We start from the raw sequence: 24,469 nt of genomic DNA on the forward strand, positions 1-24,469 counted from the left end.
GATAGGACTACATCTTGAGATATACCCAGAATAAGAAAGCTGCTTTAGATGAAAGTAAGAGGCTTGGAGTTAGATATAAAAGGCTTTTGCGATGCATTACACATGTTTGTAAATTAAATAATGAAAGCTTTCAAGATAAGTTGGATTCTTTAAATACAGGTATGAGCACCGAAAAGGATCCACAATTAGCATCACAAAAGATAATTGATAGTATCGCCAAACTTGAAGGCAGAGAACATTCCGAATTAATAAGCAACAATGATTATTCTATCGAAAATATTCCTGAAAAGTATGATGGCGCAAAAGAAAACATACATTTTTATAAATCAGTTGATGCTAGGGTTCTAGATTGGCACCTAGCATTAAGCATTAAAAAAATCCCCCCAGAGTTTACTCCGCCAACTAAAAGGCAAATCAAAAAGGAATTTCGTAGTGAGTTTGACTTAATTGAACCGTTGATAACAAAAGTATCAAATGATCTGTATTCATTATTATCCAAAAAACTTAACTATTTTGAAGATATTTTAGCATTTAGTCCTCAACGTAGAGCCAAAGACTGGGAATCGCTTGTTGATAAAATAATAAGAATAAAATCGAAAGTAACCTCTTTAACTGAGATTCAAGATTTGATCGGTTTGCGGATTGTTACTATTTTCGAAAAAGACATACCAACTATAGAGCGTATTGTAGAAAGAAATTTTAATGTTGAAAGGACTTATAAGCCTAGTTATTTGAATAGTCTAAGTGATAATTCATCAACACATAAGATAGTAAAGACTACTGTTAAATCAGGGGCTGAAGATAACAACTCTGTTAACTTATTAGCTGAAATACAAATTATGACCTTAGCTCAATTCACTTTTGCAAAAGCTTCTCACTCTTTGCTTTACAAAAAGAAGGTTACGAGTAAAAAAGCAACAAAAAACTCTTTAAAGAGAGTTTCAGCTCTTCTAGAGAGTGTAGAAATAGAGTTGACTCGTAATGCTGGTAAATATGAAGATAATTAATTTGAGAACTAATGCCATTCAGTTACTCATCAAGTGATAGGCTTATAACAAGTCGTTTAAAAGGACAAAAAACAGCTGGCTTTTGCTCCTTCGTCGCTAATTTTAGCCAACTATTTTTTGCCTCTTAACGAGGCGTTATACGTTTCAGGAGGTTTGGTGAATAATTCTGAGTTTATTATCGTAATCCAAGATGTTGTTTCGACAACTGCTATTGAAGATACATTAGATAATTTGAAATCACCTCCAGGTAGAAGGCCAGATGAAAGCTTGGTTAAACAATCGACTTGGTTTAATTCATTAAGTGACTCTGATAAGGATATGGTAAAAAGTATTATATCTGACGCCGTAAATGAATCTGCCTTTGGCTTTTTGTGTGTATTAGATGGTGTGCGATCTACTTCTGAGTCAGGCACTTCTAATAACTTGAAGTTAACTCACGGTAATACGTTGCTAAACGACCCAGAAAAAGAATACTTACACGATTTGTATAAAAACGTATAACAAGGCATTCAAACGGAAAATTTACAGTTGGCTGTTTTTCGTTCCTCAAACATTTTAGCCAACTATAATTTTCCGCTTAATGCGGCGTTATATGCAAAAAGGAGTTTCGTATGAATATCGATGCAACAATTCTAGGCCAATTTATTTTCATATCTATGATCGTAATAACTGGCTTAAGCTTTTATCTAGGTAAACGTAAAACCCAAAATGTTAAAACAACAACCTTTATTGGTTTTTTACTGTCATTTATGCCGCCATTAGGTTTGATTTTTGTGGCAGTTTTGGCACTTAAGAATGATGTTATAAATAATACTGCATCTAATATTTAGGTGCTTAATTGCATATAACAAGTTGCTCAGCAGGACAAATAACAGTTTGCTGCGCTTCGCGCATTATAGCAAACCATTATTTGCCCCTTAGCAAAGCGTTAGCAATATTGCAGGAGCTATAGTTGGGTAGATATCAATTTAAAAAGCATTATTATATTAGTCCCTTAAGTGAACCACTTTCATGTCTTCTTTTATGTATTCCATTTTGGTTTTTTAGAGAAAGCATTCCTGATAATCTCTGGGGAAAAGCTATTTTTGTTATAGGAGGTATACCGTTCCTATTAATTTGGCTAGTTGATCGTATTTATAAGGTAATTAAACACCCCAAATTATTTGTATTTGATTTAACTTCAAACAGTTTAATTATTGATGATGCTGTTTACTCTTTTGATGACTTAAAGTTTTTTTACATATCAGGAAATGATGATGCTTTTAAGATGGAGTTTGAGTTTCCTAGCCCTAAACAATTTGAAGCAGGATATAAGCTTAAAACACTTGGTATGTATAAACTTGACTCATCAATACAAGAGTTTAATGATTCAATAAAAAGCATGAAATATATAAAAACGTTCTCATAGGATTAAACATATTGCTAACAAGGCAATTAAACGGAAAATTTACAGTTGGCTGTTTTTCGTTCCTCAAACATTTTAGCCAACAGTAATTTTCCGCTTATTGCGGCGTTAGATGTTCTCAAGGAGGAGTCACCATGCGATTCGAGAAGTTAATTAAAAAAAGTACAGCTTTGTTTCTGATATTAATAAGTAACGGAAGCTATGCAGATACAATAATTGAAGTTAAGGCTCAGCCAAATAAAGGTTTTTCTTTTCCGTTCTTATTAAAAATCCCTTCGAATATCGACACAAATTACTTGGTTGTTGAAACTAACAATACAGGCGCTGTTTCTGATGATTTCGATGTACATTATCAAAGCGCTAAAAAGGCTATCGTGGGAAATGCTGTAGGTCCATGGGTTGCAAAAAAGTTAAACTCTCCAATAATGATCCCTGTATTTCCTCGTTCAAAAACTGATTGGGAAATATATACTCACGCATTAGACCGGGACACATTGTTAGTAGAGTCAGGGAAATTAAAAAGATTAGACCTTCAATTATTGGCAATGATCTCACAGGCAAAAAAAATACTAGCTAATCACTCAGTAAAAATAAAAGACAAAGTTATCTTAACTGGTTTTTCTGCTTCAGGAAGTTTAGCTAACCGTTTTTCAATGTTACACCCTGAAAGTCTTCAGTTAGTCGTTGCTGGCGGATTAAATGGAATTTTGATGTTACCTGCCGATAAAGTCTCTGATGAGAAGTTAAATTACCCTTTAGGCGTTAATGACTTTAAAAATATTACAGGTAGAGATTTTAGTAAAACTAAATGGGCATCTTTACCGCAATTTTTGTTTATGGGCGAAAATGATACCAATGATGCTGTGAAATATGATGATGCATACTCCGATGCAGAAAGAAAAACTATTCACTCAGTGTTAGGTCAAAATATGCAACCTGAACGTTGGACTAAATGCCAAGATATTTACCAAGCAAACGATGTAAATGTTGTTTTTCATACATATGAAGACATTGGGCATGGTACTAACTTAAAAATTCATAATGATATTCTTAGTTTTGTAAAAGAGAATATCTAACAAGTCATTTCAGCAGGACAAATTACAGTTGGCTTTTTGTTGGTGGCTCACTTATTTTAGCCAACAATTATTTGCCTCTTAATGAGGCGTTACCGAATATCCGCGTACCATACATTCTGTCCAAAAATGAGTTTGTAACATCTGAGACACTTTGTGAACACCAAGGGACTTTGTCGTATCTTAACTACCAACCGATTTTGTCGGTTTGCTTCCACGAAGAACACGGAGGTAAAGCTTAAGCTGTTAAAAGGCTTGCGTTGTTGTCTTTCTTTGTTGTCTGCGGGTCCTTGGTGGTGAGCGGCTTTAATCCTAATGTGATTTTAGCGCTATTAGCCTTTAATAAAGCAGCTGAAACAGCTACTTTTGTCGCTATGAATAGATTATTCTCTGTCGGTAACCTTTTGAATTGGATCGAGTCAAATGCTTTGGACAATAGCCGAGAAGTTAACAAAGAGCGGTGTGCAAACGGGGGCATTACTGCCGTTAACGGATGCTGATACATTAATTGAACTCGATGGAATCAACTATGTAGGCAACATAGTCACAGAGAACATGGCGAAAAAGCATCAGCCGCAGGTGTCGCTACATGATCCTTTTCTTGCTCCTTATGATCCCGCACTTTATATTGGTGAGATTGGTTCAGAGCATGTCTGTTTACTGAACAAATTTCCGATTATCACTCCACATATATTGATCTGTTCTAAAGAATGTCTTTTGCAAACATCGGCTTTGAGACTAGTCGACTTTAAGGCGTGGATTCAGGGCTTTTCTTCAGCGGATACGCTGGGTTTTTTTAATGCCGGGCATGATGCTGGGGCTAGCCAAATGCACCGTCATATGCAAATAGTGAAGACGCCAATCACATTAGAAGCCTTAATACTCTCAGGCAAATTGCCCTTTAAGCATTATCTATTTCAATTTGAACATTTAGATGCTCAATTGTTGATAGAGCATTATAACGCCGCGATGCTTAAGTTTGGCCGCTATAAAGCGACCTTGACTGACGGCGCCGCCGATTGCTTACCTTATAATATTTTATTGACTCAGGGCTGGATGCTAATCGTGCCACGATCTACCAATGTGGTGGGTACTGTGTCTGGTCACGGTCTGTGTTATAGCGGTCGATTTCTCGTTAACTCAGAACAGCAGCTTTGTTGGTTAACTGAGTATGGTTTTTTGCAGTTCCTTACGGAATGTGGTTACCCAATTGAGCAGTAGAGAGATCTTGATTAGATTTAGGTTAAAACATGGTCGTTTTTTAGCTTGTTGTGATTAAATCAGACTGTGGTTAAATTAATCAGTAATTAAATTAGCCCATGGATTTAAAGGGCTTTTGATTTAACGAGCTTTTGATTTAACGAGCTTTTGATTTAAAAAACTTTGGATTCAACGAGCTTTAGATTTAAATAGCAGGGAATGGACTGTTTTAAATAAGCAGTCCATCCACATAATCAATAAGCACATTAAGAATCAAACTTAGCGATATCGGCTTCATCGGCGCCATCATTACACTCACCACGGATCATTCCACGGTCGTACTGAATACTGCGGCTCAGTTCGATATATCCCTCTTTGCAGTAGCCGGTCATTTCAATGGTTTGTTGTAAACCATGCTCAATCTTCTCTGTCCACATCGTTAAATCTGGCCCTTGATATCGTTTGTTAGCACGAGAACGCTTCTTTTGGTTTGAGCGCACCTCGTGTGGTAAAGCTTGGCTTTGTGGTGTTTCCATGGTGAGAATGGCGCGGTAAGTAAATAGCTTTAAACCATTACCTTTAATATCGGTTCTAAAAGAGTCACTGACTTGGCCTGCAAATTTTTCGGGCTCGATATCAGGCTGGCTGCTACACGCGCTGAGCAAGCTACTGAGTACGACGACAAAAGACAATGTTGTTAAGCGCATAAGATTTTTTGTTCTAATTATAGGTTTATACGGGCCAGCATAACGTATATTGAAGTAAGTTAGCAGCGAGATTACAGGATTTTACAGTTCATGGACGCAGGTTTAATCGATTTCTGGCATAGACGGCTGAGCGACATTAACTGGACCTTTTCCAGTGGGGATATCGCCACATTGCTGATCTTAGCCTTATGGGTTTGGGTGATTTACCCAAGCGATGAGCTGGTTCAGTTATTGAGGACTCCCGCTAAGCAAACCCATGTTTTGATGGCAAGCATAGCGCTAACTGGTTTGTGGCTGATGAACGCCAGTGTCACGCCGGGGATCCATGTTCACTTTCTAGGCTTAGTGGTGTTAATGCTGATGTTTGGTTGGCGCTTGGCCAGCTTAATAGCGTTATTGCCAACACTATTTTTTGCTCTATTTGTCTTTAAACAGCCCGCAGTATTCGCTATCTATGGGCTGCTTGGGGTGTGTTTGCCTCTCTTTTGCTGTTTCTTGGTGTACAGCCTGGTATTTAAGTACTTACCCCATCATCTGTTTATCTATATTTTTTGCGGCGCGTTTATCAACGGCTTTTTATCTATTTTGTTTCATATTTTTGCTTGGGCGACGTGGTTATCGTTCACCACTAAATACGACTGGGCGTATTTGAGTCATAACTATTTAGTGCTTATTGGGCTGTTAGGTTTTCCTGAAGCCTTGCTCAATGGCATGGCAATTACCTTGCTGGTGGTATACCGGCCCGAATGGCTTTATGACTATTCAGACAGAACTTATCTGTGGAAGAAATAGTTTTTTGTAGAAGGGCGCTTCGCTTTGAGAGCGGACTACGTCCGGCTAGTGGAGAGGTTAGAGCGCTAGGCTTCTAGATAAGGCTGTTAGGTAAGGTTTCTAGTTAAGGCTGTTAGGTAAGGCTTATGTAGGTTGGGCATTAGCCCATCGGTGTTGTATTTGAATGTAAGATAATTGACGGCATAAATGCCGACCTACAATGGCCATTTGCCTCTAGAACGGGTAGCGTCCGGTTAGGGGATAGTTTAGAGCGCTAGGTTTCTAGATAAGGCTGTTCGGTATGGCTTCTCGGTAAGGCCTATGTAGGTTGGGCTTTAGCCCATCGGTGTTGTATCTGAATGTAAGATAATTGACGGCATAAATACCGACCTACAATGGCTATTTTCTTCTAGAACGGGCAGCGTCCGGTTAGGGGATAGGTTGGAGCGCTAGGTTTCTAGATAAGGCTTATAGGTATGGCTTCTCGGTAAGGCTTATGTAGGTTGGGCTTTAGCCCATCGGTGTTGTATCTGAATGTAAGATAATTGACGGTATAAATACCGACCTACAATGGCTATTTTCTTCTAGAACGGACTACGTCCGGCTAGTGGAGAGGTTAGAACGCTAGGCTTCTAGATAAGGCTGTTCGGTATGGCTTCTCGGTAAGGCTTATGTAGGTTGGGCTTTAGCCCATCAGTGTTGTATTTGAATGTAAGATAATTGACGGCATAAATACCGACCTACAATGGCTATTTTCTTCTAGAACGGACTACGTCCGGCTAGTGGAGAGGTTAGAGCGCTAGGCTTCTAGATAAGGCTGTTCGGTATGGCTTCTCGGTAAGGCTTATGTAGGTTGGGCTTTAGCCCATCGATGTTGTATCTGAATGAACGACAATTGACGGCATAAATACCGACCTACAATGGCCATTTACTTTTAGAAAAAGGCTTCGGGGGTAGCCCATTTTTCTGTGAGCGGAGCACTCATCTTTTGTTGGGCCGTCTTGGCTTTTCCTAGGACCGATGACCTTTAACCTATAACCTATAACCTATAGTCTAGGGCCTTTAGCCTTTAACCTAGCACCTTCTTTTAAATTACTTAACGATAAGTACCGGACATGTAGCCTTATTGGCCAACTCCTCTGATACGTTAGGGTTGAGCATGTGCGATAAACCCGTATGGCCATGGCTGGCGATGACTATCATGCCAACATCGTTCTCTATACTGTCTTCGAGAATTTGCGCAAAGGTATCGCCACTCCTAATCGCTGTTTTAACCTCAAGGCTTGGCTCTAGTTCAGGTGCGACTTGAGAAACAAGTTCACTGAGTTTTTCATTGGAATAGGCGTTAAGCTGTGTCTCAAGATCTTTATTGCTCTCAACTACTATGCCGTAATTGTGCTCGCCATAGGGTTTACTCATCACGTGTAGTAAGCGGATATTAACGTGATATAAGTTTGCCATCTCAACGGCGTAGCCTAGGGCATGAGATGCTGTTTCTGAAAAGTCTGTTGGGCATAAAATCTGATGAGTACGCATAGTAAACCTCGGTGATAATCTCGGTGGCCATTTCGGAGACCATCTCGATAGCAATCAGGCGTAAAAAGCCTGCTTTAATCGGCTTAATATCCCTTTAAAAATGGGATGTCAGTTGATTGACGACTTACTATTAATAATAGACAGAATTGAGCCTGTTAGCTTGGAAAACGGCACCCTATTAAACTGGCATCTTGAGCTGTTTTTATGAGCGGTTAATCGTCTAAGGCTAAAGGCGCTTACCTGACAAATGATTCATGCCTGCTACAGGGAAGTTGTTTATCTGTGTAAAGGTTACTTTATGGTGTTGGTGATGTTATTTTTATTTACACTCATTTTCAATTATTGAAGTTTCTATTTTTTATTGCCACTTTAATTGAGGATTGTTTAACGTAAGTCGAGTATTTCTTATTAATTGGCTTAATCAATGATAACTCGTTAGTGAATCACATTAATTACCCATTCTGGGTGCTATCGTGCTGCAAAGAATCAAAGTAGTACTGAATGCTACTTAATAAAAAACAAGTCTTTGATGGAGCTAGGGTGTTGAACAAAAAGAAAAAGTTTTATAAAAACATTGGATTCCAAGTGGTTGTAGCCATGGTCCTAGGTGCGATCGTAGGTATGATGATGGGAGAAGATGCCTCTATCTTCGCTCCGCTAGGAACATTTTTCATCCATTTAATTAAAATGTTGGTGATCCCTTTAGTCGCGGTTTCGATTATTGCAGGCGCAGCAAGTTTAGGTGCGGGTCCGTCGGCGGGTAAAGTCGGTATTGGCACGATTAGTTTCTTCATGGCAACATCAGCCTTGGCGGTGAGCTTGGCACTTGTTATGGGCGAGTTTTTCCAGCCGGGTGTTGGTATGGATTTTTCGCAGCACAGTGCGGGTCTGGCAGCGGTAACGGCTGAGCAGGGGGCATTACCGGGTGTGGCTGATACCATTATCGGTATGATCCCAACTAACGTATTCGAGGCACTTACTGGCGGTAATATTCTGCAAATTTTGGTGTTCTGTATTTTCTTTGGTATCGCACTGACTAAAGTCAATCAAGAAGCGGCTAAGCCGATTACTTCTGCACTTAATACTATCGTTGAAGCCTTTATTTGGATGATTAACATCGTGATGTTGATTGCCCCAATTGGTGTATTTGGTTTAATGGCTGACTCAGTGGGTACTTTTGGCTTCCAGTCACTGACTGTTGTGTTGAACCTATTCCTAGTTTATGTCGCCGCTATCTTAATTTATGGCTTTATCTTCTTCCCATTGATGGTGAAGTTCTTCTCTAATGTTCCTGTTGGCAAGTTCCTATCGGCCATGAAGAAGCCGCAAGCCTTGGCGATGTCTACTGCTTCATCGATGGCCGCGTTGCCAGTTAACATCGAAGTGTGTGAGAAAGAGCTTGGCGTATCTAAGTCTACGGCGGCATTTGTACTGCCTTTGGGCGCGACGATTAACATGAGTGGTAACGCAATTTACTACGGTCTAGTGGCGGTATTTTTTGCTCAGATGTTTAATGTCGAATTAGGTCTTGCTGCATATGTAGCGATTATCTTTACATCGACATTGGGCGCAATTGGTCAGGCTGGTGTACCGGGTCCATCATTCTTAGTGATAGCGGTATTAGTTGCAGCAGGTATTCCAATTGAAGGTCTACCACTATTGTTTGCTTTAGACCGTATATTTGACATGATAAGAACTACGCTAAACATTACTGGTGATGCGGTATGTGCGGTGGTTATTGATAAGTACAACCCTGAAGTTGAAACACAATCAGAGCCAGTGCAAGCGACGGTTAACAGCTAGTCGTAAATGATGAATTGCAATAGTGACGGTATTAGTCGCTCATTGAAAAACGCATAAAATAAAGCCCTTATCAGTTGATAAGGGCTTTTTGTTTTGTGTTGTCTTGTCTTGGAATGTGTTGACGATTTAACGTTTAGGATCAGTTTTAGTCTTTTTGGTCTTTATTACCTTTATTGTCTTTTTTATCAAGCACGCCGTTGAGCAGATCCATCGGCAGCGGGAACAGGATAGTCGAGTTTTTTTCACTGGCAATTTCGGTGAGCGTCTGTAAGTAACGCAAAAGAATCGCATTAGGTTGTGTTGATAATTTTTCTGCGGCTTCAACTAATTTTGCCGAGGCTTCCATCTCACCCGAGGCGTGGATCACCTTGGCTCGACGAGTACGCTCAGCTTCCGCTTGCTTGGCGATTGCTCGGATCATTGTTTCATTAAGATCGACATGCTTAATTTCGACATTTGATACTTTGATCCCCCAGCCGTCGGTTCGGTTATCGAGTATGGATTGAATATCCGTATTGAGCATATCTCTATTTGCCAGCATCTCATCGAGTTCATGTTGGCCTAACACCGAACGTAGGGTGGTTTGTGCCAGTTGCGACGTGGCCTGCAAAAAATCCTCAACGTTGATAATCGCTTTTTGAGCATCGATCACCCTAAAATAGATCACCGCATTGACTTGCACCGAAACATTATCGCGACTGATCACGTCCTGAGTGGGCACATCCATTACAACAGTACGTAAGTCGACCCTCACCATTTGTTGAATGATAGGGATCACTATGATCAACCCTGGCCCTTTTACTTGATAAAAACGACCTAATAGGAAGATCACGCCGCGCTCATACTCCCTTAAAATTTTAAACATGCTGACGAGTAAGGCGACAACAAGAAAGGTCAATACGCCTAAAAAGACACTGCCATTAGCGAAGATAGGGCCCATATTCAACTCCTTAGCTATTTAGCACTTGTTGATTAGCACTTGTTGATTAGTACTTGTTAACTATAACTTGTTAATTAGAGGTTGGAGGCAGTTCGACCTCCAGCGAAAGATCGTGACGCACGACAACAGTAACCTGTTGTGCTTTTTTAAGATTAGCGTGTGAACTTGCTGCCCAGACTTCACCTTGCAGCTGAACAAAGCCTTTATATTCAAGCTGACCATTGCCAACCGCGCTTGCATCAGGTGCGTTTATGTTGAATATACTTGGCGTAAAGTCATTAACCACTAGCGCAGTTTGGCCAACAATTTGGCCATCACCACTGACGATGGGGGATTTTCTGTTGCGCCAAAGTGTGCCTAACACCAACAGCGAGAGTAAAGTGACCGTTACCGAAACCGCCGCAATGAGTGGCAAGGAAAGGGCGTAGTGATCGGCCTCGGTATCGATTAGGAAGAGTGAGCCAACCGCAAAGGCGATGATGCCACCAATGCCAAACAAGCCAAAGCTTGGGGCGAATGACTCGATGGTAATAAGTGCTAATCCGAGTAATAACAGGCCTAATCCGGCGTAGCTAATGGGCAACATTTGAAAGGCATACATGGCAATCAGTAGACTAATGGCACCTGTGATCCCGGCAATTCCAATCCCAGGGCTGTAAAACTCCAGCAAAATACCGTAAATACCAATCAGCATCAGAATATAAGCGACGTTGGGGTTGGTGATAGTGGCGATGATTTGATTACGCCAATCAGGGCGCTGCTCGTGTAGTTCGGCATTATCTAACGCTAACGTGAGCTGTTGATTGTCTATCTCAACTTGCCAGCCATCGAGCTGTGCAACCAAAGTCTGGGCGTCAGGACTGATGATGTTGATGACATTCATCTCTAGGGCTTCGTTGGCAGTGAGCGTCGCGGCTTCTTTTACGGCGAGCTCGGCCCACTCTTGATTTCGGCCTCGAAGCTGCGCCAATGCGCGGATATAGGCTATTGAATCATTGAGGACTTTCTTTTCCATGGCGCTAGGGCTTGGTGTGCTGTTGTTCGTTTCCTCGCCGGACTTAGCGTCTGAGCCTGAGCTAGAGTTGGGATCAGAGCCTGAATCTTTATTGGGGCTAGGTGCCGGAGTCGATCCGGGTCCAATACTGACTGGTGTCGCCGCACCTAAGGTTGTGGCCTCTGCCATTGCGGCGACGTGGCAGGCATAAAGCATATAGGTACCAGCACTTGCCGCCCTTGCACCTGGCGGTGCGACCAAACAAGCCACAGGTACTTTGGAGTTTAAAATACTTTGATTAATATCTCTTAGGCTAGAAACAAGGCCACCTGGGGTATCCATGACAATGACAACTAAATCAGCTTTGCGATCGGACGTCAGAGGCGGCCTACCGCCAGAGTTAGCAAGCTTAATTCCATGAGTTAAGTACTCACTTGTTGCTGGCCCTATCGGGCCTTCGAAGCGCAAAACTAATACTTGAGGCGTTAGGTTTGCGCTTTCTGCAGCTTCTGCTGTAGTAGGAGTGATAAGGGATGTGGTTGAGTCTTGTATGGGGCTTGCGTAGCAGAGACCGTAAAATAGCGATAACTGCAGTAGAGCTGCAATTAGTAGCAGTAAAAATAAATCGGCCAGTTTGTTTAAACTCAAGTTGACTGTCCATATTAAGCTTTACTATTAAGTTTAGTGTAGCAATGCCAAATTGGTGCTTAATTAGATCATTTATAGCGCAATTTTTTGCCTTTGCACTATGTCACATATGTCACATATGTCATCGCAAGGGGTTATATGCTGATGATTGTCAGTGAATCTGGGAGAGTACGGATTTGATGAGAATATATTGAGGTGCGACAGTATTTTGAGCACTTTTGTCGCAGTGTGTTTTTTATTGTGTAATGTTACTAATTTTTGGTCGGTTAGCGATCGATGCTAGTCTTTTTCATTTTAATATTTCGCACCCAAGTTTGCTTTCAAATTGTTGTTTTTAAATTGAATTTATTCTTATTGTTGGTTGTGTCCATGTTGTTGCTAGATTTGTGAGCTATTTTGTTTTTTTACGTATTAAAACAACATAAACACTTATTTCTAAAAATGTTTTTGAACCTGTGTCACGAAAAACGCCTTCTTTGCGCTATTTTTTGTTGGTAACTTACAAGTTTGGCCGCAAAGTGTGAGCTCTAGCGCGGAATATTAGTTAACAAAGATTTACTATTGTGCATCCAAAATTTTAACGGTTGATTTTAGTGATGGCAGGTTACTCAAACCAAGTTATAACAGTCAAAAAGGGCTTAGATGTCCCGATAGCCGGTGAGCCTAAGCAAGTGATCCATGATGGTAAGCCATCATCGCATGTCGCTTTGCTTGGTGAAGAATACATAGGCTTGAAACCAACGATGTTGGTTGAAGTGGGGGACAGTGTTCAAAAAGGCCAAGCCCTTTTTGAAGATAAAAAAACCACTGGCGTCATTTATACCGCACCCGCCAGCGGTAAAGTCGTTGCGATTAACCGCGGCGAACGTCGACTTTTTCAATCAATCGTTATTGAATGCGATGGTAGCGAAGCTAAAACGTTCGCTCCATGTACCGATCTTAACTCGCTTAGCCGTGAAGAGGTTCAAGCTAAGCTAGTAGAAAGTGGCTTGTGGACAGCATTACGTACCCGCCCGTTTTCAAAAGTTCCTCAATTAGATAGCCGTCCTGCTGGCATTTTTGTAAGCGCAATGGATAGCAATCCATTGGCCGCTGAGCCTAGACTGGTTATCGCTGAACAAACAGAAGCCTTCGCTGCGGGTCTGCAGGTATTAAGTCATCTGACTGACGGCAAGGTACACCTATGCCAAGAGCAAGGTGACGCATTGCCTGGTCATGATCTACCAAAGGTCAGCAACCATTATTTTGCCGGCGTTCATCCAGCAGGCATTGTAGGCACCCATATTCATTTCGTCTTACCTGCAAGCCTTGACCGTCCTGTATGGCACCTTGGTTATCAAGACGTTATTGTCTACGGTAAGTTATTCCTAACCGGTGAAATTTATACAGATCGTATTGTGGCGCTGGCTGGCCCTGATGTGATTAATCCACGCCTTATTCGTATGCAAGCGGGTGGACAGCTGTCTGAAGTCATTGCTGGCGAACTTAAAAACGGTTTGTCTCGAGTCGTATCTGGCTCAGTATTGTCGGGCCACACTGCAAAAGGGCCGCATGACTTCCTTGGTCGTTTCCATAACCAAATCAGTGTACTGCAAGAAGATGGTAAGCGTCAGGTTATGCCTTGGGTACGTGGCGGCTCTAAAAAGTTTTCAATTACCCGCGCGGTCACCTCGCGTTTAAAAGATGCAAAACAGCTGTTTGACTTTACCACTCACACAGGTGGCTCTGCTCGCGCCATGATGGCATTTGGCCAGTTAGACCGCGTGATGCCACTGGATATCTTACCGACATTATTGGTCAGAGATCTGGTCGTGCGCGATACCGATGAGGCGCAGGCGCTGGGTGCATTAGAGCTCGATGAAGAAGATTTAGCATTATGTACATTTGTTTGCCCTGGCAAGTACGACTTTGGTAAAGAGCTTCGTGCTTGTTTAGAGATTATTGAGAGGGAAGGGTAATGAGTCAAAAAGATAAAAAGCCTGATATCCAAGAAGATTACTACGCACCGGGTAACTCGGTTAAGGGTTACTTAAGCTCTTTACTGATTGCTCACGGTCGCAGTACTCAGGGCAAGGTGCATATTCGTGATGCCATTGATGTAAAACGTACCATGACGATTGTTGGCTTATGTTTACTACCTGCCATTTTGTTTGGTATGTACAACATAGGTTTGCAATCGCAGATTGCGGTGGCGTCGGGTCTAGCGACTGCTGATGTTTGGCAGCTAGCGATTTTTAACTTTGTCTTTGGTGGCTTGAGTGAACAAACCGGTATTGCTGGCTTATTCGCTTATGGTTTGAGTTTTTATGCTCCTATCTATTTAACAGCATTAGCTGTGAGCCTATTTTGGGAGATGGTGTTTGCCAAAGTACGTGGTCAAGAGCTGCATGAAGGCTTCTTTGTTACCGCATTATTGTTCACCCTGATTTTACCTGTATCAACACCGCTTTGGTTAGTGGCGATGGGTATTACTTTTGGCGTGATCATGGCCAAAGAAGTATTTGGTGGCATGGGCTACAACTTCTTAAACCCTGCACTTGCGGGCCTAGCCTTTATCTACTTTGCCTACCCATCACAAGTTACGGCGGTGAGCCAACTGGTTGCGGTTGACGGTTTCTCTGGCGCAACGACCTTAATGCAAACGGCTGCAGGCAAAATAAGCTTCGCCGATTACTCATGGTTTAATGCCTTTAGCGATCCGAACTGGTGGAATGCCTTCTTTGGCTTTACCGTTGGCGCAATTGGTGAAACGAGCACCCTAGCATTATTGATTGGTGGTGGTTTCCTTATCCTGACGCGTTTAGCTGATTGGCGTATTGTTGCCGGCGTACTGTTTGGCATGATCTTAACCGCCACGATGTTCAACTTGATTGGCTCAAGCAAAAACGAGCTATTTGCAATGCCGTGGACATGGCACTTGGTTACCGGTGGTTTTGCACTGGGTATGATGTTTATGGCCACTGATCCTGTAACGACCTCTTATACCCGTAAAGGTAAAGTGGCTTACGGTCTGCTTATCGGCTTTATGACTGTGCTTATTCGTGTGGTGAATCCAAAAATGCCTGAGGGCATTATGCTAGCCATCTTATTTGCCAACCTTTGGGCACCGATTTTCGATTACTTGGTGGCTAAAGCAAACATCAAGCGGAGGCTCAAGCGTCATGGTCTTTAAACGAAATACGATGCAACAAGGCGCGTCACCTGCTGCGGCGATGCCTATGATGTTAATTGCCAATATTTGGGAAGCGATATTTGAGTACATCATCTATCGGATGCCAAAGAGTGCGACTCGTAAAGTCAATACGGAGAATAAAGCGTAATGGCATTTAAGAAAGATTCTTTTGTGGGCACCATGATTTTCACCGTGACCCTCTGTTTACTGTGTTCATTTATGATCACCGGAACATCAGAACTGCTAAAAGAGCGCAAGTTAGTTAAGAAGCGCACTGAGCTGATGCGAAACGTATTGATTGCTGCAGATGTTGATATCAGTAGCGATACCGACGTGAAAGCGCTATTTGATAAAGACGTTAAGCCTTTATTGGTATCGCTCGATACGGGAGTAATCGATAGCGAGTCAAATGTAATGGACTTTGACGAGCGTATGGCGTCAATCAACCCCGAAACCTCAAGTAAGCCAAAGAAAGACACGGCTAAGATTAAAACCCGGGCTGACCAAGTTCGTGTATTTAAAGTGTTTGACGCTAATGGCAAGCTAAGCAGCATAGTCGTACCGATTTACGGTAAAGGCTTATGGTCGATGATTTACGGTTATGTGGCGCTAAAACCTGATCTAAATACCATCGAAAATATCGTGGTTTATGAGCATGGCGAAACACCGGGTATTGGTGATTTCCTTAACGATACAGCCTGGACATCGCAGTGGCATAACAAGCAGATCTTTGACGAGAAAGGCAACGTGGCTTTTAAAGTTGTTAAAGGTGGAGCTAAGGACGGCGACGTTCACGGTGTCGATGCCGTCAGTGGTGCAACGATGACAGGCCGCGGACTACAGCGAGCGGTACAGTTCTGGTTTGGTAGCGAAGGTTTCGAAACCTTCTTCCAAAAACTAAAAGCGTCGGAGGTATAAAAGGATGAGTACTCAATCTATTTCGACTCGTGACATTTTAACGGGGCCTATTTTCAGTAATAACCCGGTTGCGATGCAGGTCTTGGGTGTTTGTTCAGCGCTAGCGGTCAGTAACTCAATGCAAACCGCATTGGTGATGACGCTCGCTGTAACCTTCGTACTAGTGTTCTCAAACTTGATTATTTCAAGCATACGTTCACTTATTCCAAATAGCGTGCGTATCATTGCGCAAATGACCGTGATTGCCTCATTGGTCATTGTGGTTGATATGGTGCTGCAAGACGTGGCTTATGAGCTATCGCGTCAGCTATCAGTATTTGTTGGTTTGATTATCACTAACTGTATCATCATGGGCCGTGCTGAAGCGTTTGCCATGAAAAATCCACCGCATTTGGCGGTTGTCGATGCCGTGGGTAATGCCATGGGTTATGGCGTGATCTTGCTTGGCGTTGCCTTTGTACGTGAACTGTTAGGTAGTGGCACCTTGTTTGGTCATGAGATCTTAAAAACCGTTGAGAATGGTGGTTGGTATCTTGCTAACGAAATGTTCAAGTTACCTCCAAGTGCATTCTTCCTTATTGGCCTGATGATCTGGTCAATTAACGTCATTCAACGTAAGCGAGGTTAAGAGGTCAATATGGAACATTATATTAATCTGTTTATTCAAGCCGCGTTTATCGACAACATGGCGCTATCGTTCTTCATGGGTATGTGTACCTTCTTGGCTGTATCAAAAAAGGTTTCGACCTCTTTTGGCCTAGGTATCGCGGTTATTGTAGTGATGACCTTGGCTGTACCGCTTAACCAGATCATCTACGCTAACGTGCTTGCTCCAGGTGCCCTCGCTTGGGCTGGCTATCCAGCACTGGATTTAAGCTACTTACAGCTGATCACCTTTATTGGTGTGATTGCCGCATTGGTGCAGATCCTGGAGATGTTTTTAGATAAATACATTCCTGCGCTTTATGACTCGTTAGGTATTTTCCTACCGTTATTGACCGTGAACTGTGCCATTTTTGCTGGCGTTATCTTTATGGCAAACCGTGATTACAACCTAGCGGAGTCTGCCGTATTTGCGATGGGCTCAGGTTTTGGTTGGGCGATGGCGATTGTGATGTTGGCAGGTCTACGAGAGCGTATGAAATTCCATGCGATCCCAGAAGGTTTACAGGGCATTGGTATTGTCTTTATTACAACAGGCTTGATGGCGTTAGGCTTTATGGCTTTCTCCGGTATTTCTATTTAAGGGCGTTAAACGCGTTATTCCCCTTAATGAAAACGAATTAAACAAAAGGTAGATTCGATGGAAATGGCAATTGGTATCGGTATGTTCACCTTTGTGGTGAGTATATTGGTTATGGTGATTTTATTCGCCAAGAGCAAACTGGTCTCCACTGGTGACGTCAACATTCGTATTAACGATGATCCAACTAAAAGCATTTCGACCCAGGCGGGTGACAAGCTTTTAGGTGCATTAGCCAGTAAAAATATTTTTATCCCGTCAGCTTGTGGTGGCGGTGGTACATGTGGTCAGTGTCGCGTTACCGTTAAGTCTGGTGGCGGAGAAATTTTAGCAACTGAGCGTGACCACATTAATAAGAAAGAAGCGAAAGAAGGCTGCCGTCTGGCTTGTCAGGTATCGGTGAAAACCGATATGGAGCTTGAAGTTGAAGAAGAGATCTTCGGCGTTAAAAAGTGGCAGTGTGAGGTTATTTCTAACAATAACCAAGCGACCTTTATTAAAGAGTTATTGCTTAAACTGCCTGAAGGCGAAGACGTACTGTTTAAAGCGGGTGGTTATATTCAGATTGAAGCGCCTGCTCACGAAGTTAAGTATGCGGATTTTGATATCCCTGCTGAGTACCGTGATGACTGGGAAAAGTACGACCTATTCAAACTGGTTTCAAAAGTTGATGAGGATGTACTGCGTGCCTACTCGATGGCCAATTATCCAGATGAGAAAGGTCGTATTATGCTGAACGTGCGTATTGCGACGCCGCCAAGTGACAATGTACCGCCAGGTAAAATGTCTTCGTACATTTTTAACCTAAAAGCGGGTGACAAAGTCACTATCTCTGGCCCATTTGGTGAGTTCTTTGTGAAGGAAACTGACGCTGAAATGGTGTTTATTGGTGGTGGTGCGGGTATGGCGCCAATGCGTTCACATATCTTTAATCAGCTTAAGGGTGTAAAAACCAAGCGTAAGATGAGTTTCTGGTACGGCGCACGTTCAACACGTGAAGTGTTCTATCAAGAAGACTTTGATACGCTGGCTGCTGAAAATGACAACTTTGTTTGGCATGTGGCTCTGTCTGATCCACTACCAGAAGATAACTGGACCGGTTACACAGGCTTTATTCATAACGTATTGTTTGAGAACTATCTACGCGATCATAAAGCACCTGAAGATTGTGAGTTCTACATGTGTGGACCTCCGATCATGAACTCTTCCGTTATCGCGATGCTTGAAAGCCTTGGTGTAGAGCCAGAGAACATCTTACTAGATGACTTTGGTGACTAGGGCTAAAGCTTAGTTAGCGAGTTGTTGAAAGTGTTCAATAAAGACGAGTAAAGAATAAACGCAGCCTAATCGCTGCGTTTTTTATGCCTAAATATCGAGAATACTAGCTACTCTGCGCCCGAGTCGGATAAATGTCACCCTCTGGAGGCTGTTGTCCACTTGCTTAATGATCGTTTTAGCTTCTCCAATGTACTTTGTTGGTTATAGTGTTTTATTTTGTGATTATTTGAGTTACTGTTTGCTCCGCTAGGAGAGCAACAGTGTTTATAGTGATTTAATCACTGAATTATATCAAGGACGCATAATACTCAAGTATGCCTGTCAATATATCTGCACATTTTTATCTCCTAGTATTAAACAACAATATAAGGGAATAAATTGGTGAGAAAATCAACTACTGCTTTAGCTATTCTATTATGTCTTTCAAGTGCAAGTGCAAGTGCTGTTGCTGTTCAAGATAACGCGTATCAGCATGAAGCTGGATTGAGTTATAAAACGAATTCAGAAGAAATAAGTGATGGTATTTGGGATGTAAACTACCGTTACTATTTCAAGGGTGTCGATCAGAGTAAGGGCCCATATGCGTTAAATGGTTTTTTGGCACAAGAGTCAAATATTGGAGCCAGCTACACGAACTTTAATTCAATTGATCTTGATAGCACCGTCGTAGACGGTACATTTGTTTTTGATTCAAATTGGTTTATTGCAGCCAACTATCAAAGAGTCGACTATACATCCTCTGATTATAATGCCTATGGAGCGGAGGTAGGCTACTACTTTAATGAAACGTCTTCCGTTTCAGCATTTTATAATGATGGAAGTGATAACGTTGTTTCTACTTATGGTTTGAAAGCACGTAGCTATTATGCTTTACAATCTACAGCGGGTATCGATTTCAATGCAAGTTGGCTACATCACGACTTAGATGATGTGCTAAATGTCAGCGCAGACTGGTACGTTAACAACTCTTGGTCTGTAGGTGCAGGTTATACCAATAGCGACCTCGATGATGCATTTGATGTGCGGACTGCTTATTGGTTGCGCATTTCAGACAATTTTTCGGCAAACTTTCAAGTTTCAAAAGTCTTGGATTCTGACTACGATGGGGTTGGTCTAGGTCTAGGCTTGGTAGGACGTTTCTAAGCTATTTGCTTTTAGCGCCTCCAACAGAATCAAACGCAGCCTCATGGCTGCTTTTTTATTTTCAGCACGTAAGACTATTATCGTTAAATTGAGGAGGAGCGATATAAACGTTTTGATGGCAATCCTTGAAGGACCGATTATCGCGCTTATTGCCATCGTTATCGCGATGAGTTATCTGTCTATCTACCCCAAAGTGGCGGGAAGTCATATCAATCGATTGTTTTGGTGTGACATTGGGGTTTCAGCATTTGTGCTACTGCTGGTAGGACTCAAATATTGGGGTTCAGGCCATGAATTTAGCTTGCTAATGTTTGATACAAATTGGTTTTGGTTCACCTTGATACTGTACCTGGCAATCGAGGTGCCTGCCGCAATGTGGTATGGAAAAAAGCACAATATTTCAATGAATAATCATGATAACTAAAGCGTGATTTCTATAAGCTACGACTGACAGCTTAATCGATTGAAAGTTTCTCTATTTATTTACTAATTTTGAAACCGTGATCCTGCCATCAAAGTCGAAATATACTCGCTATAGTGTTAATTAGCTGACATTTTTTATTGTATTTGCTGATTATAATCCGCCTCAGTTTCCGATTCGCTGAGTATGATCTTTAAATGTCTAAACCCTCTTTACTTCTGTCGGCGTTAGCCTTGTCTCTTAGTCTTTGTAGCACACAGGCTTTTGCTTCAATTGATGGCATGAAGCCCATTCCTGTTGAAGGGGCTCCTCTTGGTTATATCATTCATAATCCTTATGAAAATGCGCCTCTCACCGCCTTGGTGACATTGGCGGGTCACGCTATTTCAGCCGTAGAGGTGACGGTTCATGCTAACGATGAAGATGGTGTGAGTCTAACTTATCAAGTCGATGATATGCGCGTGATGGATGAAGGCGGTGTGCCGATTTTTGGTCTTTACCCTGCATTTATGAATCGCTTTACCGTTAAGTGGTTGGAGAATGGTGAGCGTAAATCTCATGAGTATCAGATGCTGACGCCGGATATTGATATGGGCTTTTCAGAAAGTCAGTGGGCTAAAGCGCCAATTGTTGAAGTTGAGCATGTGGACGCTGACTTTAAGGACCGATTGTACTTTGTTAATTGGAGTAATCCAGACGGTAAATCCTCGCCGCTGATGCATAACAATGTTGAGGCGCCCGGGGCCTTTTCGTGGGATGGCAAACCTGGCTTCTTTATCATAGATACCGCAGGTGATATCCGTTGGTATATGAACCCTTATACTACTCATGATGCGAAAACCTACGATAACGCAGGTTACGCCATGGGGATGAACGTGACCAAAGACGGCAATATGGTGTGGGTGCAGGGCCAGGGCTGGAAGAAAATGTCGATTATGGGGCGGATGATTTCAGAGCATAATCTGCCGGGTAATTTTATTGATGCCTCCCATGAGGGGATTGAAGGCGCGAACGGTAACGTGTTTATCCGTGCTGCCGCGAAAGATTATCGCACTAGCGACGGCCGCTTAGTCAATACTATTCGCGATCAAATCGTAGAAGTGGATAACACGGGCAAGCTGGTCGATTATTGGGACCTCAATACGATTTTAGATCCAATGCGAGACGCGGCGCTGTTGTCACTCGATGCGGGCGCGGTGTGTCTTAATATCAATATTAAAGATGCGGGTCACCAAACCACTGAAGAAGACTTAGCCAATGCGCCTTATGGCGATATTCACGGTGTGGCAACCGGTCGCAATTGGATCCACGTTAACTCTATCGAGTACGATCCAACCGATGACAGCATTATTATCAGCTCACGTCATCAATCGGCGGTGATTAAAATTGGCCGCGATAAGCAAGTAAAGTGGATTTTAAGTGCCAGTAAGGGCTGGAGTGAAAAATACCAAGATAAGCTATTAAAGCCAATTACTGCAGAAGGTGAGCCTATTTGGTGCAACGAGAAGGGCGCTTGTCAGGACAAGGATTTTGACTTTAGCTGGACATCGCACACGGCTTATTTAGTCCCTGAAAAGGGTACCTTAACCGTATTTGACAACGGTGACGGCCGCGATTTAGGTCAGCCAATGTTTGCCAATGAAAAGTACTCTCGCTCTGTGGAGTATAAAATCGATGAGCAAAACATGACGGTGCAACAAGTTTGGCAGTATGGCAAGGATGAACTTGGCTACGCGGGATACTCGCCAATTACCTCTATCGTTAAATACCAAGCCGATAAAGACAGCATGATGAGTTACTTTGCTTCTGCGGGCTTATTCGGTTTAGGTGGCGGTTACGGTAACATGAAGATGGATGACACCACGGGTAAGGTAAAATCCATTTTGGTCGAACACCGTTATGGTGAAACAAAGCCTGCAGTGCGCATCAATATCGACAGCCACGATATGTTTGCCACTGGCTATCGCGCTCAAGTTATTCGTATTAACGAGATGCTAAAATAAGCTTATTGCTTGAGTTGCTTATTTAAGCTTATAGGCAAAGAGTCTACTAATAAAAATAGCGCCATTAAGGCGCTATTTTTTTGTTTGTAGTAATAGCAAATTAGCGAGCGGTTGCAGCTTTCATATTGCGAGTAAATTCAGCAAGGGCGCTAAGGAGCGCTGCCTCGTTGTCTTTATTCGCGTCAATGATTTTCACCACGGCAGAGCCTGAAATTGCGCCCGCTGCGCCAGCATCAATAGCTGCTTTTACCTGGCTCGGCTCGGCAATACCAAAGCCTAGCAAAGGCGGCGCGCCATTAAACTCTTTTAAACGGTTGAGGATATCGGTAATTGGCATACCGGCTTTGGATTCTGTTCCAGTGACACCTGCGCGCGAGAGTAGGTAGGTATAGCCTTGGCCTTTTTCACTCACAAGCTTGAGAGTGTCACTATCCGCATTGGGCGGCGCGATAAAAATTGGTGCAATACCGTGAGCTTTTGCAGACTCGATAAACGGGGTCGCTTCTTCAACTGGCACATCGGCAATCAATACTGAATCTACACCCGCGGCTTGGCATTTTGCGTAGAAGGTGTCGACACCGTTGGCAAAGACCAGGTTGGCATATAGAAGCAGGCCAATCGGCAGTTCAGGGTATTTAGCTCGAATACTGCTTAGCATCTCAAAGCACTGTGTTGGCGTAGTGCCTGCCGCTAATGAGCGTAGGTTGGCTCCTTGTATTACCGGACCGTCGGCTAATGGATCAGAAAATGGAAAGCCAAGTTCTAGTGCATCGGCACCATTTTTAACTAGGGTGTCGATAATTTTTAGTGATATCTCAGGTGACGGATCACCTAAGGTCACGAATGGCACAAATGCGCCTTGTTTTTTTTCATTTAGGGCGGCAAAGGCTGCCTGATAACGTTGACTCATTGCCACTCTCCTAGCTGTTTTGTGCTGCAGTTGTTTGGTTTTGTTCTGAGCTTTGCTGTTCAACTTTTTGTTGCTCAGCTTTTTTCTCTTCAACTTCCTGTTTCTCAAGAATGTCCGCAACGGTGAAGATATCTTTATCGCCGCGACCTGATAGGTTAACCACAAGCAGGGTTTCTTTGGTGGCTTCTTTTGCCAGTTTTACCGCATAAGCAATCGCGTGAGCAGACTCCAGTGCCGGAATAATGCCCTCTGAACGAGCGAGTAGCTGAAAGGCTTCAAGCGCTTCATCATCGGTCGCAGACTCATACGTAGCGCGCCCCGTGGCTGCAAGGTGCGCATGCTGTGGGCCAACCGATGGGAAATCAAGTCCTGCAGAAACAGAGTAAGACTCCTCAATTTGGCCTTCGCTGTCTTGCATTAATGGCGCTTTCATACCGAAGAAAATACCGGTTTTACCGTGCTTAAGTGGCGCGCCGTGCATTGGGGTATCGATGCCTTTTCCTGCTGGCTCTACACCAATCAGTGCCACTTCTTTCTCGTCGATAAAATCTGCAAACATACCAATCGCGTTTGAGCCACCGCCGACACAGGCGATAACGGCATCAGGCAAACGACCTTCACGTTCAAGGATCTGCGCTTTGGTTTCTTCGCCAATCATGCGTTGGAACTCACGTACAATTGTTGGGAATGGGTGTGGGCCCGCTGCTGTGCCAAGTAGATAGTGGGCTTTGTCATAGCTGCCAGACCAGTCACGCATCGCCTCGTTGCAAGCATCTTTCAACGTGGCAGAACCAGAGGTGACAGGAATAACTTCAGCGCCCATTAACTTCATTCTAAATACGTTAGGTGACTGACGCTCAACATCTTTAGCGCCCATATACACTTTACACTTAAGACCGAGTAAGGCGCAGGCAAGGGCGGTAGCAACGCCATGTTGGCCAGCGCCGGTTTCGGCGATGATCTCTTTCTTACCCATACGTTTAGCCAGTAGCGCCTGACCTAAAACCTGGTTGGTTTTATGGGCACCGCCATGCAGTAGATCTTCACGCTTTAGGTAAATTTTGGCTAACGGGTTAGGGCTTAAGTTACGGGTCAGTGTTAACGCTGTTGGGCGGCCCGCATAATTTTTCAATAATTCAGTGAACTCTTGTTGAAACGCCTCATCTTCTTGCGCTTCGATAAAGGCGGTTTCTAACTGCTTAAGGGCTGGCATTAAAATCTGTGGTACGTACATACCGCCGTATTCCCCAAAGTAGGGATTTAACTTGCTCATAATCTTGTCCTTTATCTTTTCAAT

The 24,469-nt window shown here is 42.9% G+C and carries 24 protein-coding genes; 18 read left to right on the forward strand and 6 right to left on the reverse strand.

Going from position 1 to position 24,469, the window contains the following annotated elements:
- The first annotated feature begins 14 nt into the window (after positions 1-14).
- From ACVBIU_RS07455 to ACVBIU_RS07480, 6 genes are all read left to right on the forward strand, one after another.
- Entirely contained in the window at positions 15-1,007 is a 993-nt protein-coding gene (locus ACVBIU_RS07455) for a hypothetical protein (RefSeq protein WP_447163399.1), read from the forward strand.
- A 156-nt stretch (positions 1,008-1,163) separates the two neighbouring features.
- Positions 1,164-1,508, forward strand: a complete 345-nt coding sequence (locus tag ACVBIU_RS07460) for a hypothetical protein (RefSeq protein ID WP_447163398.1) — start codon at positions 1,164-1,166, stop codon at positions 1,506-1,508.
- Between the two features lie 110 nt (positions 1,509-1,618).
- A complete protein-coding gene (locus ACVBIU_RS07465) occupies positions 1,619-1,837 on the forward strand; it encodes a hypothetical protein (protein ID WP_447162535.1) in 219 nt (72 codons plus the stop codon).
- Positions 1,838-1,959: 122 nt separating this feature from the next.
- Positions 1,960-2,415, forward strand: coding sequence for a hypothetical protein (locus ACVBIU_RS07470; RefSeq protein WP_447163397.1), 456 nt, complete (start codon positions 1,960-1,962; stop codon positions 2,413-2,415).
- 131 nt (positions 2,416-2,546) lie between these two features.
- On the forward strand, positions 2,547-3,488 hold the full coding sequence (locus ACVBIU_RS07475) for a hypothetical protein (RefSeq protein WP_447163396.1): 942 nt from the start codon (positions 2,547-2,549) through the stop codon (positions 3,486-3,488).
- A 420-nt stretch (positions 3,489-3,908) separates the two neighbouring features.
- Positions 3,909-4,706, forward strand: a complete 798-nt coding sequence (locus ACVBIU_RS07480) for a phosphorylase (RefSeq protein WP_447163395.1) — start codon at positions 3,909-3,911, stop codon at positions 4,704-4,706.
- 245 nt (positions 4,707-4,951) lie between these two features.
- Here the strand turns inward: ACVBIU_RS07480 and ACVBIU_RS07485 are convergent, their stop codons facing one another.
- The gene (locus ACVBIU_RS07485) at positions 4,952-5,392 is read right to left on the reverse strand and encodes a hypothetical protein (protein ID WP_447162538.1); all 441 of its coding nucleotides are present in this window, start codon (positions 5,390-5,392) and stop codon (positions 4,952-4,954) included.
- A 90-nt stretch (positions 5,393-5,482) separates the two neighbouring features.
- On the opposite strand from ACVBIU_RS07485, the gene ACVBIU_RS07490 reads away from it, so the two are divergent.
- Entirely contained in the window at positions 5,483-6,184 is a 702-nt protein-coding gene (locus ACVBIU_RS07490) for an energy-coupling factor ABC transporter permease (RefSeq protein WP_447162539.1), read from the forward strand.
- A gap of 1,071 nt (positions 6,185-7,255) precedes the next feature.
- Here the strand turns inward: ACVBIU_RS07490 and ACVBIU_RS07495 are convergent.
- The gene (locus ACVBIU_RS07495; RefSeq protein WP_447162639.1) at positions 7,256-7,699 is read right to left on the reverse strand and encodes a universal stress protein; all 444 of its coding nucleotides are present in this window, start codon (positions 7,697-7,699) and stop codon (positions 7,256-7,258) included.
- A 540-nt stretch (positions 7,700-8,239) separates the two neighbouring features.
- Here ACVBIU_RS07495 and ACVBIU_RS07500 point away from each other — a divergent pair.
- Positions 8,240-9,502 (forward strand): dicarboxylate/amino acid:cation symporter, encoded by a 1,263-nt coding sequence (locus tag ACVBIU_RS07500; RefSeq protein WP_447162640.1) that lies wholly within the window; start codon positions 8,240-8,242, stop codon positions 9,500-9,502.
- Between the two features lie 145 nt (positions 9,503-9,647).
- Here ACVBIU_RS07500 and ACVBIU_RS07505 read toward each other — a convergent pair whose 3' ends face one another.
- Both ACVBIU_RS07505 and ACVBIU_RS07510 read right to left on the reverse strand, forming a co-directional pair.
- Complete coding sequence (locus ACVBIU_RS07505) at positions 9,648-10,442, reverse strand: slipin family protein (RefSeq protein ID WP_447163394.1); 795 nt, start codon at positions 10,440-10,442, stop codon at positions 9,648-9,650.
- A 70-nt stretch (positions 10,443-10,512) separates the two neighbouring features.
- A complete protein-coding gene (locus ACVBIU_RS07510; RefSeq protein ID WP_447163393.1) occupies positions 10,513-12,084 on the reverse strand; it encodes an NfeD family protein in 1,572 nt (523 codons plus the stop codon).
- Between the two features lie 596 nt (positions 12,085-12,680).
- On the opposite strand from ACVBIU_RS07510, the gene ACVBIU_RS07515 reads away from it, so the two are divergent.
- The 10 genes from ACVBIU_RS07515 to ACVBIU_RS07560 all read left to right on the forward strand — a co-directional run bounded on the left by ACVBIU_RS07515 (position 12,681) and on the right by ACVBIU_RS07560 (position 22,262).
- A complete protein-coding gene (locus ACVBIU_RS07515; protein WP_447163392.1) occupies positions 12,681-14,042 on the forward strand; it encodes a Na(+)-translocating NADH-quinone reductase subunit A in 1,362 nt (453 codons plus the stop codon).
- On the forward strand, positions 14,042-15,256 hold the full coding sequence (locus ACVBIU_RS07520; RefSeq protein ID WP_447163391.1) for an NADH:ubiquinone reductase (Na(+)-transporting) subunit B: 1,215 nt from the start codon (positions 14,042-14,044) through the stop codon (positions 15,254-15,256). Before ACVBIU_RS07515 ends, ACVBIU_RS07520 begins: the two co-directional genes overlap by 1 nt.
- Entirely contained in the window at positions 15,246-15,404 is a 159-nt protein-coding gene (locus ACVBIU_RS07525; RefSeq protein WP_447162645.1) for a hypothetical protein, read from the forward strand. Before ACVBIU_RS07520 ends, ACVBIU_RS07525 begins: the two co-directional genes overlap by 11 nt.
- Entirely contained in the window at positions 15,404-16,174 is a 771-nt protein-coding gene (locus ACVBIU_RS07530; RefSeq protein WP_447163390.1) for a Na(+)-translocating NADH-quinone reductase subunit C, read from the forward strand. Before ACVBIU_RS07525 ends, ACVBIU_RS07530 begins: the two co-directional genes overlap by 1 nt.
- 4 nt (positions 16,175-16,178) lie before the next feature.
- Complete coding sequence (locus ACVBIU_RS07535; protein ID WP_447162647.1) at positions 16,179-16,802, forward strand: NADH:ubiquinone reductase (Na(+)-transporting) subunit D; 624 nt, start codon at positions 16,179-16,181, stop codon at positions 16,800-16,802.
- Positions 16,803-16,811: 9 nt separating this feature from the next.
- Positions 16,812-17,420 (forward strand): NADH:ubiquinone reductase (Na(+)-transporting) subunit E, encoded by a 609-nt coding sequence (nqrE, locus tag ACVBIU_RS07540; RefSeq protein WP_447162648.1) that lies wholly within the window; start codon positions 16,812-16,814, stop codon positions 17,418-17,420.
- Between the two features lie 57 nt (positions 17,421-17,477).
- Positions 17,478-18,695: an NADH:ubiquinone reductase (Na(+)-transporting) subunit F gene (gene nqrF, locus ACVBIU_RS07545; RefSeq protein ID WP_447162649.1), complete on the forward strand. Its 1,218-nt coding sequence runs from the start codon at positions 17,478-17,480 to the stop codon at positions 18,693-18,695.
- A gap of 381 nt (positions 18,696-19,076) precedes the next feature.
- The gene (locus tag ACVBIU_RS07550; RefSeq protein WP_447163389.1) at positions 19,077-19,838 is read left to right on the forward strand and encodes a putative porin; all 762 of its coding nucleotides are present in this window, start codon (positions 19,077-19,079) and stop codon (positions 19,836-19,838) included.
- 115 nt (positions 19,839-19,953) lie between these two features.
- Complete coding sequence (locus tag ACVBIU_RS07555; protein WP_447168801.1) at positions 19,954-20,262, forward strand: hypothetical protein; 309 nt, start codon at positions 19,954-19,956, stop codon at positions 20,260-20,262.
- A gap of 194 nt (positions 20,263-20,456) precedes the next feature.
- The gene (locus tag ACVBIU_RS07560; protein WP_447163387.1) at positions 20,457-22,262 is read left to right on the forward strand and encodes an aryl-sulfate sulfotransferase; all 1,806 of its coding nucleotides are present in this window, start codon (positions 20,457-20,459) and stop codon (positions 22,260-22,262) included.
- A 100-nt stretch (positions 22,263-22,362) separates the two neighbouring features.
- On the opposite strand, the gene trpA is transcribed toward ACVBIU_RS07560, so the two are convergent.
- A complete protein-coding gene (gene trpA / locus ACVBIU_RS07565) occupies positions 22,363-23,172 on the reverse strand; it encodes a tryptophan synthase subunit alpha (RefSeq protein ID WP_447162438.1) in 810 nt (269 codons plus the stop codon).
- 10 nt (positions 23,173-23,182) lie between these two features.
- On the reverse strand, positions 23,183-24,445 hold the full coding sequence (gene trpB / locus ACVBIU_RS07570) for a tryptophan synthase subunit beta (protein ID WP_447162439.1): 1,263 nt from the start codon (positions 24,443-24,445) through the stop codon (positions 23,183-23,185).
- Positions 24,446-24,469 lie beyond the last annotated feature (24 nt).

This window comes from Shewanella sp. 30m-14 (genome assembly GCF_052977125.1).

What these genes read in the sequence shown, in the direction of transcription:
- ACVBIU_RS07465 (WP_447162535.1), top strand. Translation starts at nt 1,619, where the DNA reads ATGAATATCGATGCAACAATTCTAGGCCAATTTATTTTCATATCTATG.
- ACVBIU_RS07475 (WP_447163396.1), top strand. Translation starts at nt 2,547, where the DNA reads ATGCGATTCGAGAAGTTAATTAAAAAAAGTACAGCTTTGTTTCTGATA.
- ACVBIU_RS07480 (WP_447163395.1), top strand. Translation starts at nt 3,909, where the DNA reads ATGCTTTGGACAATAGCCGAGAAGTTAACAAAGAGCGGTGTGCAAACG.
- ACVBIU_RS07485 (WP_447162538.1), bottom strand. Translation starts at nt 5,392, where the DNA reads ATGCGCTTAACAACATTGTCTTTTGTCGTCGTACTCAGTAGCTTGCTC.
- ACVBIU_RS07490 (WP_447162539.1), top strand. Translation starts at nt 5,483, where the DNA reads ATGGACGCAGGTTTAATCGATTTCTGGCATAGACGGCTGAGCGACATT.
- ACVBIU_RS07495 (WP_447162639.1), bottom strand. Translation starts at nt 7,699, where the DNA reads ATGCGTACTCATCAGATTTTATGCCCAACAGACTTTTCAGAAACAGCA.
- ACVBIU_RS07505 (WP_447163394.1), bottom strand. Translation starts at nt 10,442, where the DNA reads ATGGGCCCTATCTTCGCTAATGGCAGTGTCTTTTTAGGCGTATTGACC.
- ACVBIU_RS07515 (WP_447163392.1), top strand. Translation starts at nt 12,681, where the DNA reads ATGGCAGGTTACTCAAACCAAGTTATAACAGTCAAAAAGGGCTTAGAT.
- ACVBIU_RS07520 (WP_447163391.1), top strand. Translation starts at nt 14,042, where the DNA reads ATGAGTCAAAAAGATAAAAAGCCTGATATCCAAGAAGATTACTACGCA.
- ACVBIU_RS07525 (WP_447162645.1), top strand. Translation starts at nt 15,246, where the DNA reads ATGGTCTTTAAACGAAATACGATGCAACAAGGCGCGTCACCTGCTGCG.
- ACVBIU_RS07530 (WP_447163390.1), top strand. Translation starts at nt 15,404, where the DNA reads ATGGCATTTAAGAAAGATTCTTTTGTGGGCACCATGATTTTCACCGTG.
- ACVBIU_RS07535 (WP_447162647.1), top strand. Translation starts at nt 16,179, where the DNA reads ATGAGTACTCAATCTATTTCGACTCGTGACATTTTAACGGGGCCTATT.
- nqrE (WP_447162648.1), top strand. Translation starts at nt 16,812, where the DNA reads ATGGAACATTATATTAATCTGTTTATTCAAGCCGCGTTTATCGACAAC.
- nqrF (WP_447162649.1), top strand. Translation starts at nt 17,478, where the DNA reads ATGGAAATGGCAATTGGTATCGGTATGTTCACCTTTGTGGTGAGTATA.
- ACVBIU_RS07555 (WP_447168801.1), top strand. Translation starts at nt 19,954, where the DNA reads ATGGCAATCCTTGAAGGACCGATTATCGCGCTTATTGCCATCGTTATC.
- ACVBIU_RS07560 (WP_447163387.1), top strand. Translation starts at nt 20,457, where the DNA reads ATGTCTAAACCCTCTTTACTTCTGTCGGCGTTAGCCTTGTCTCTTAGT.
- trpA (WP_447162438.1), bottom strand. Translation starts at nt 23,172, where the DNA reads ATGAGTCAACGTTATCAGGCAGCCTTTGCCGCCCTAAATGAAAAAAAA.
- trpB (WP_447162439.1), bottom strand. Translation starts at nt 24,445, where the DNA reads ATGAGCAAGTTAAATCCCTACTTTGGGGAATACGGCGGTATGTACGTA.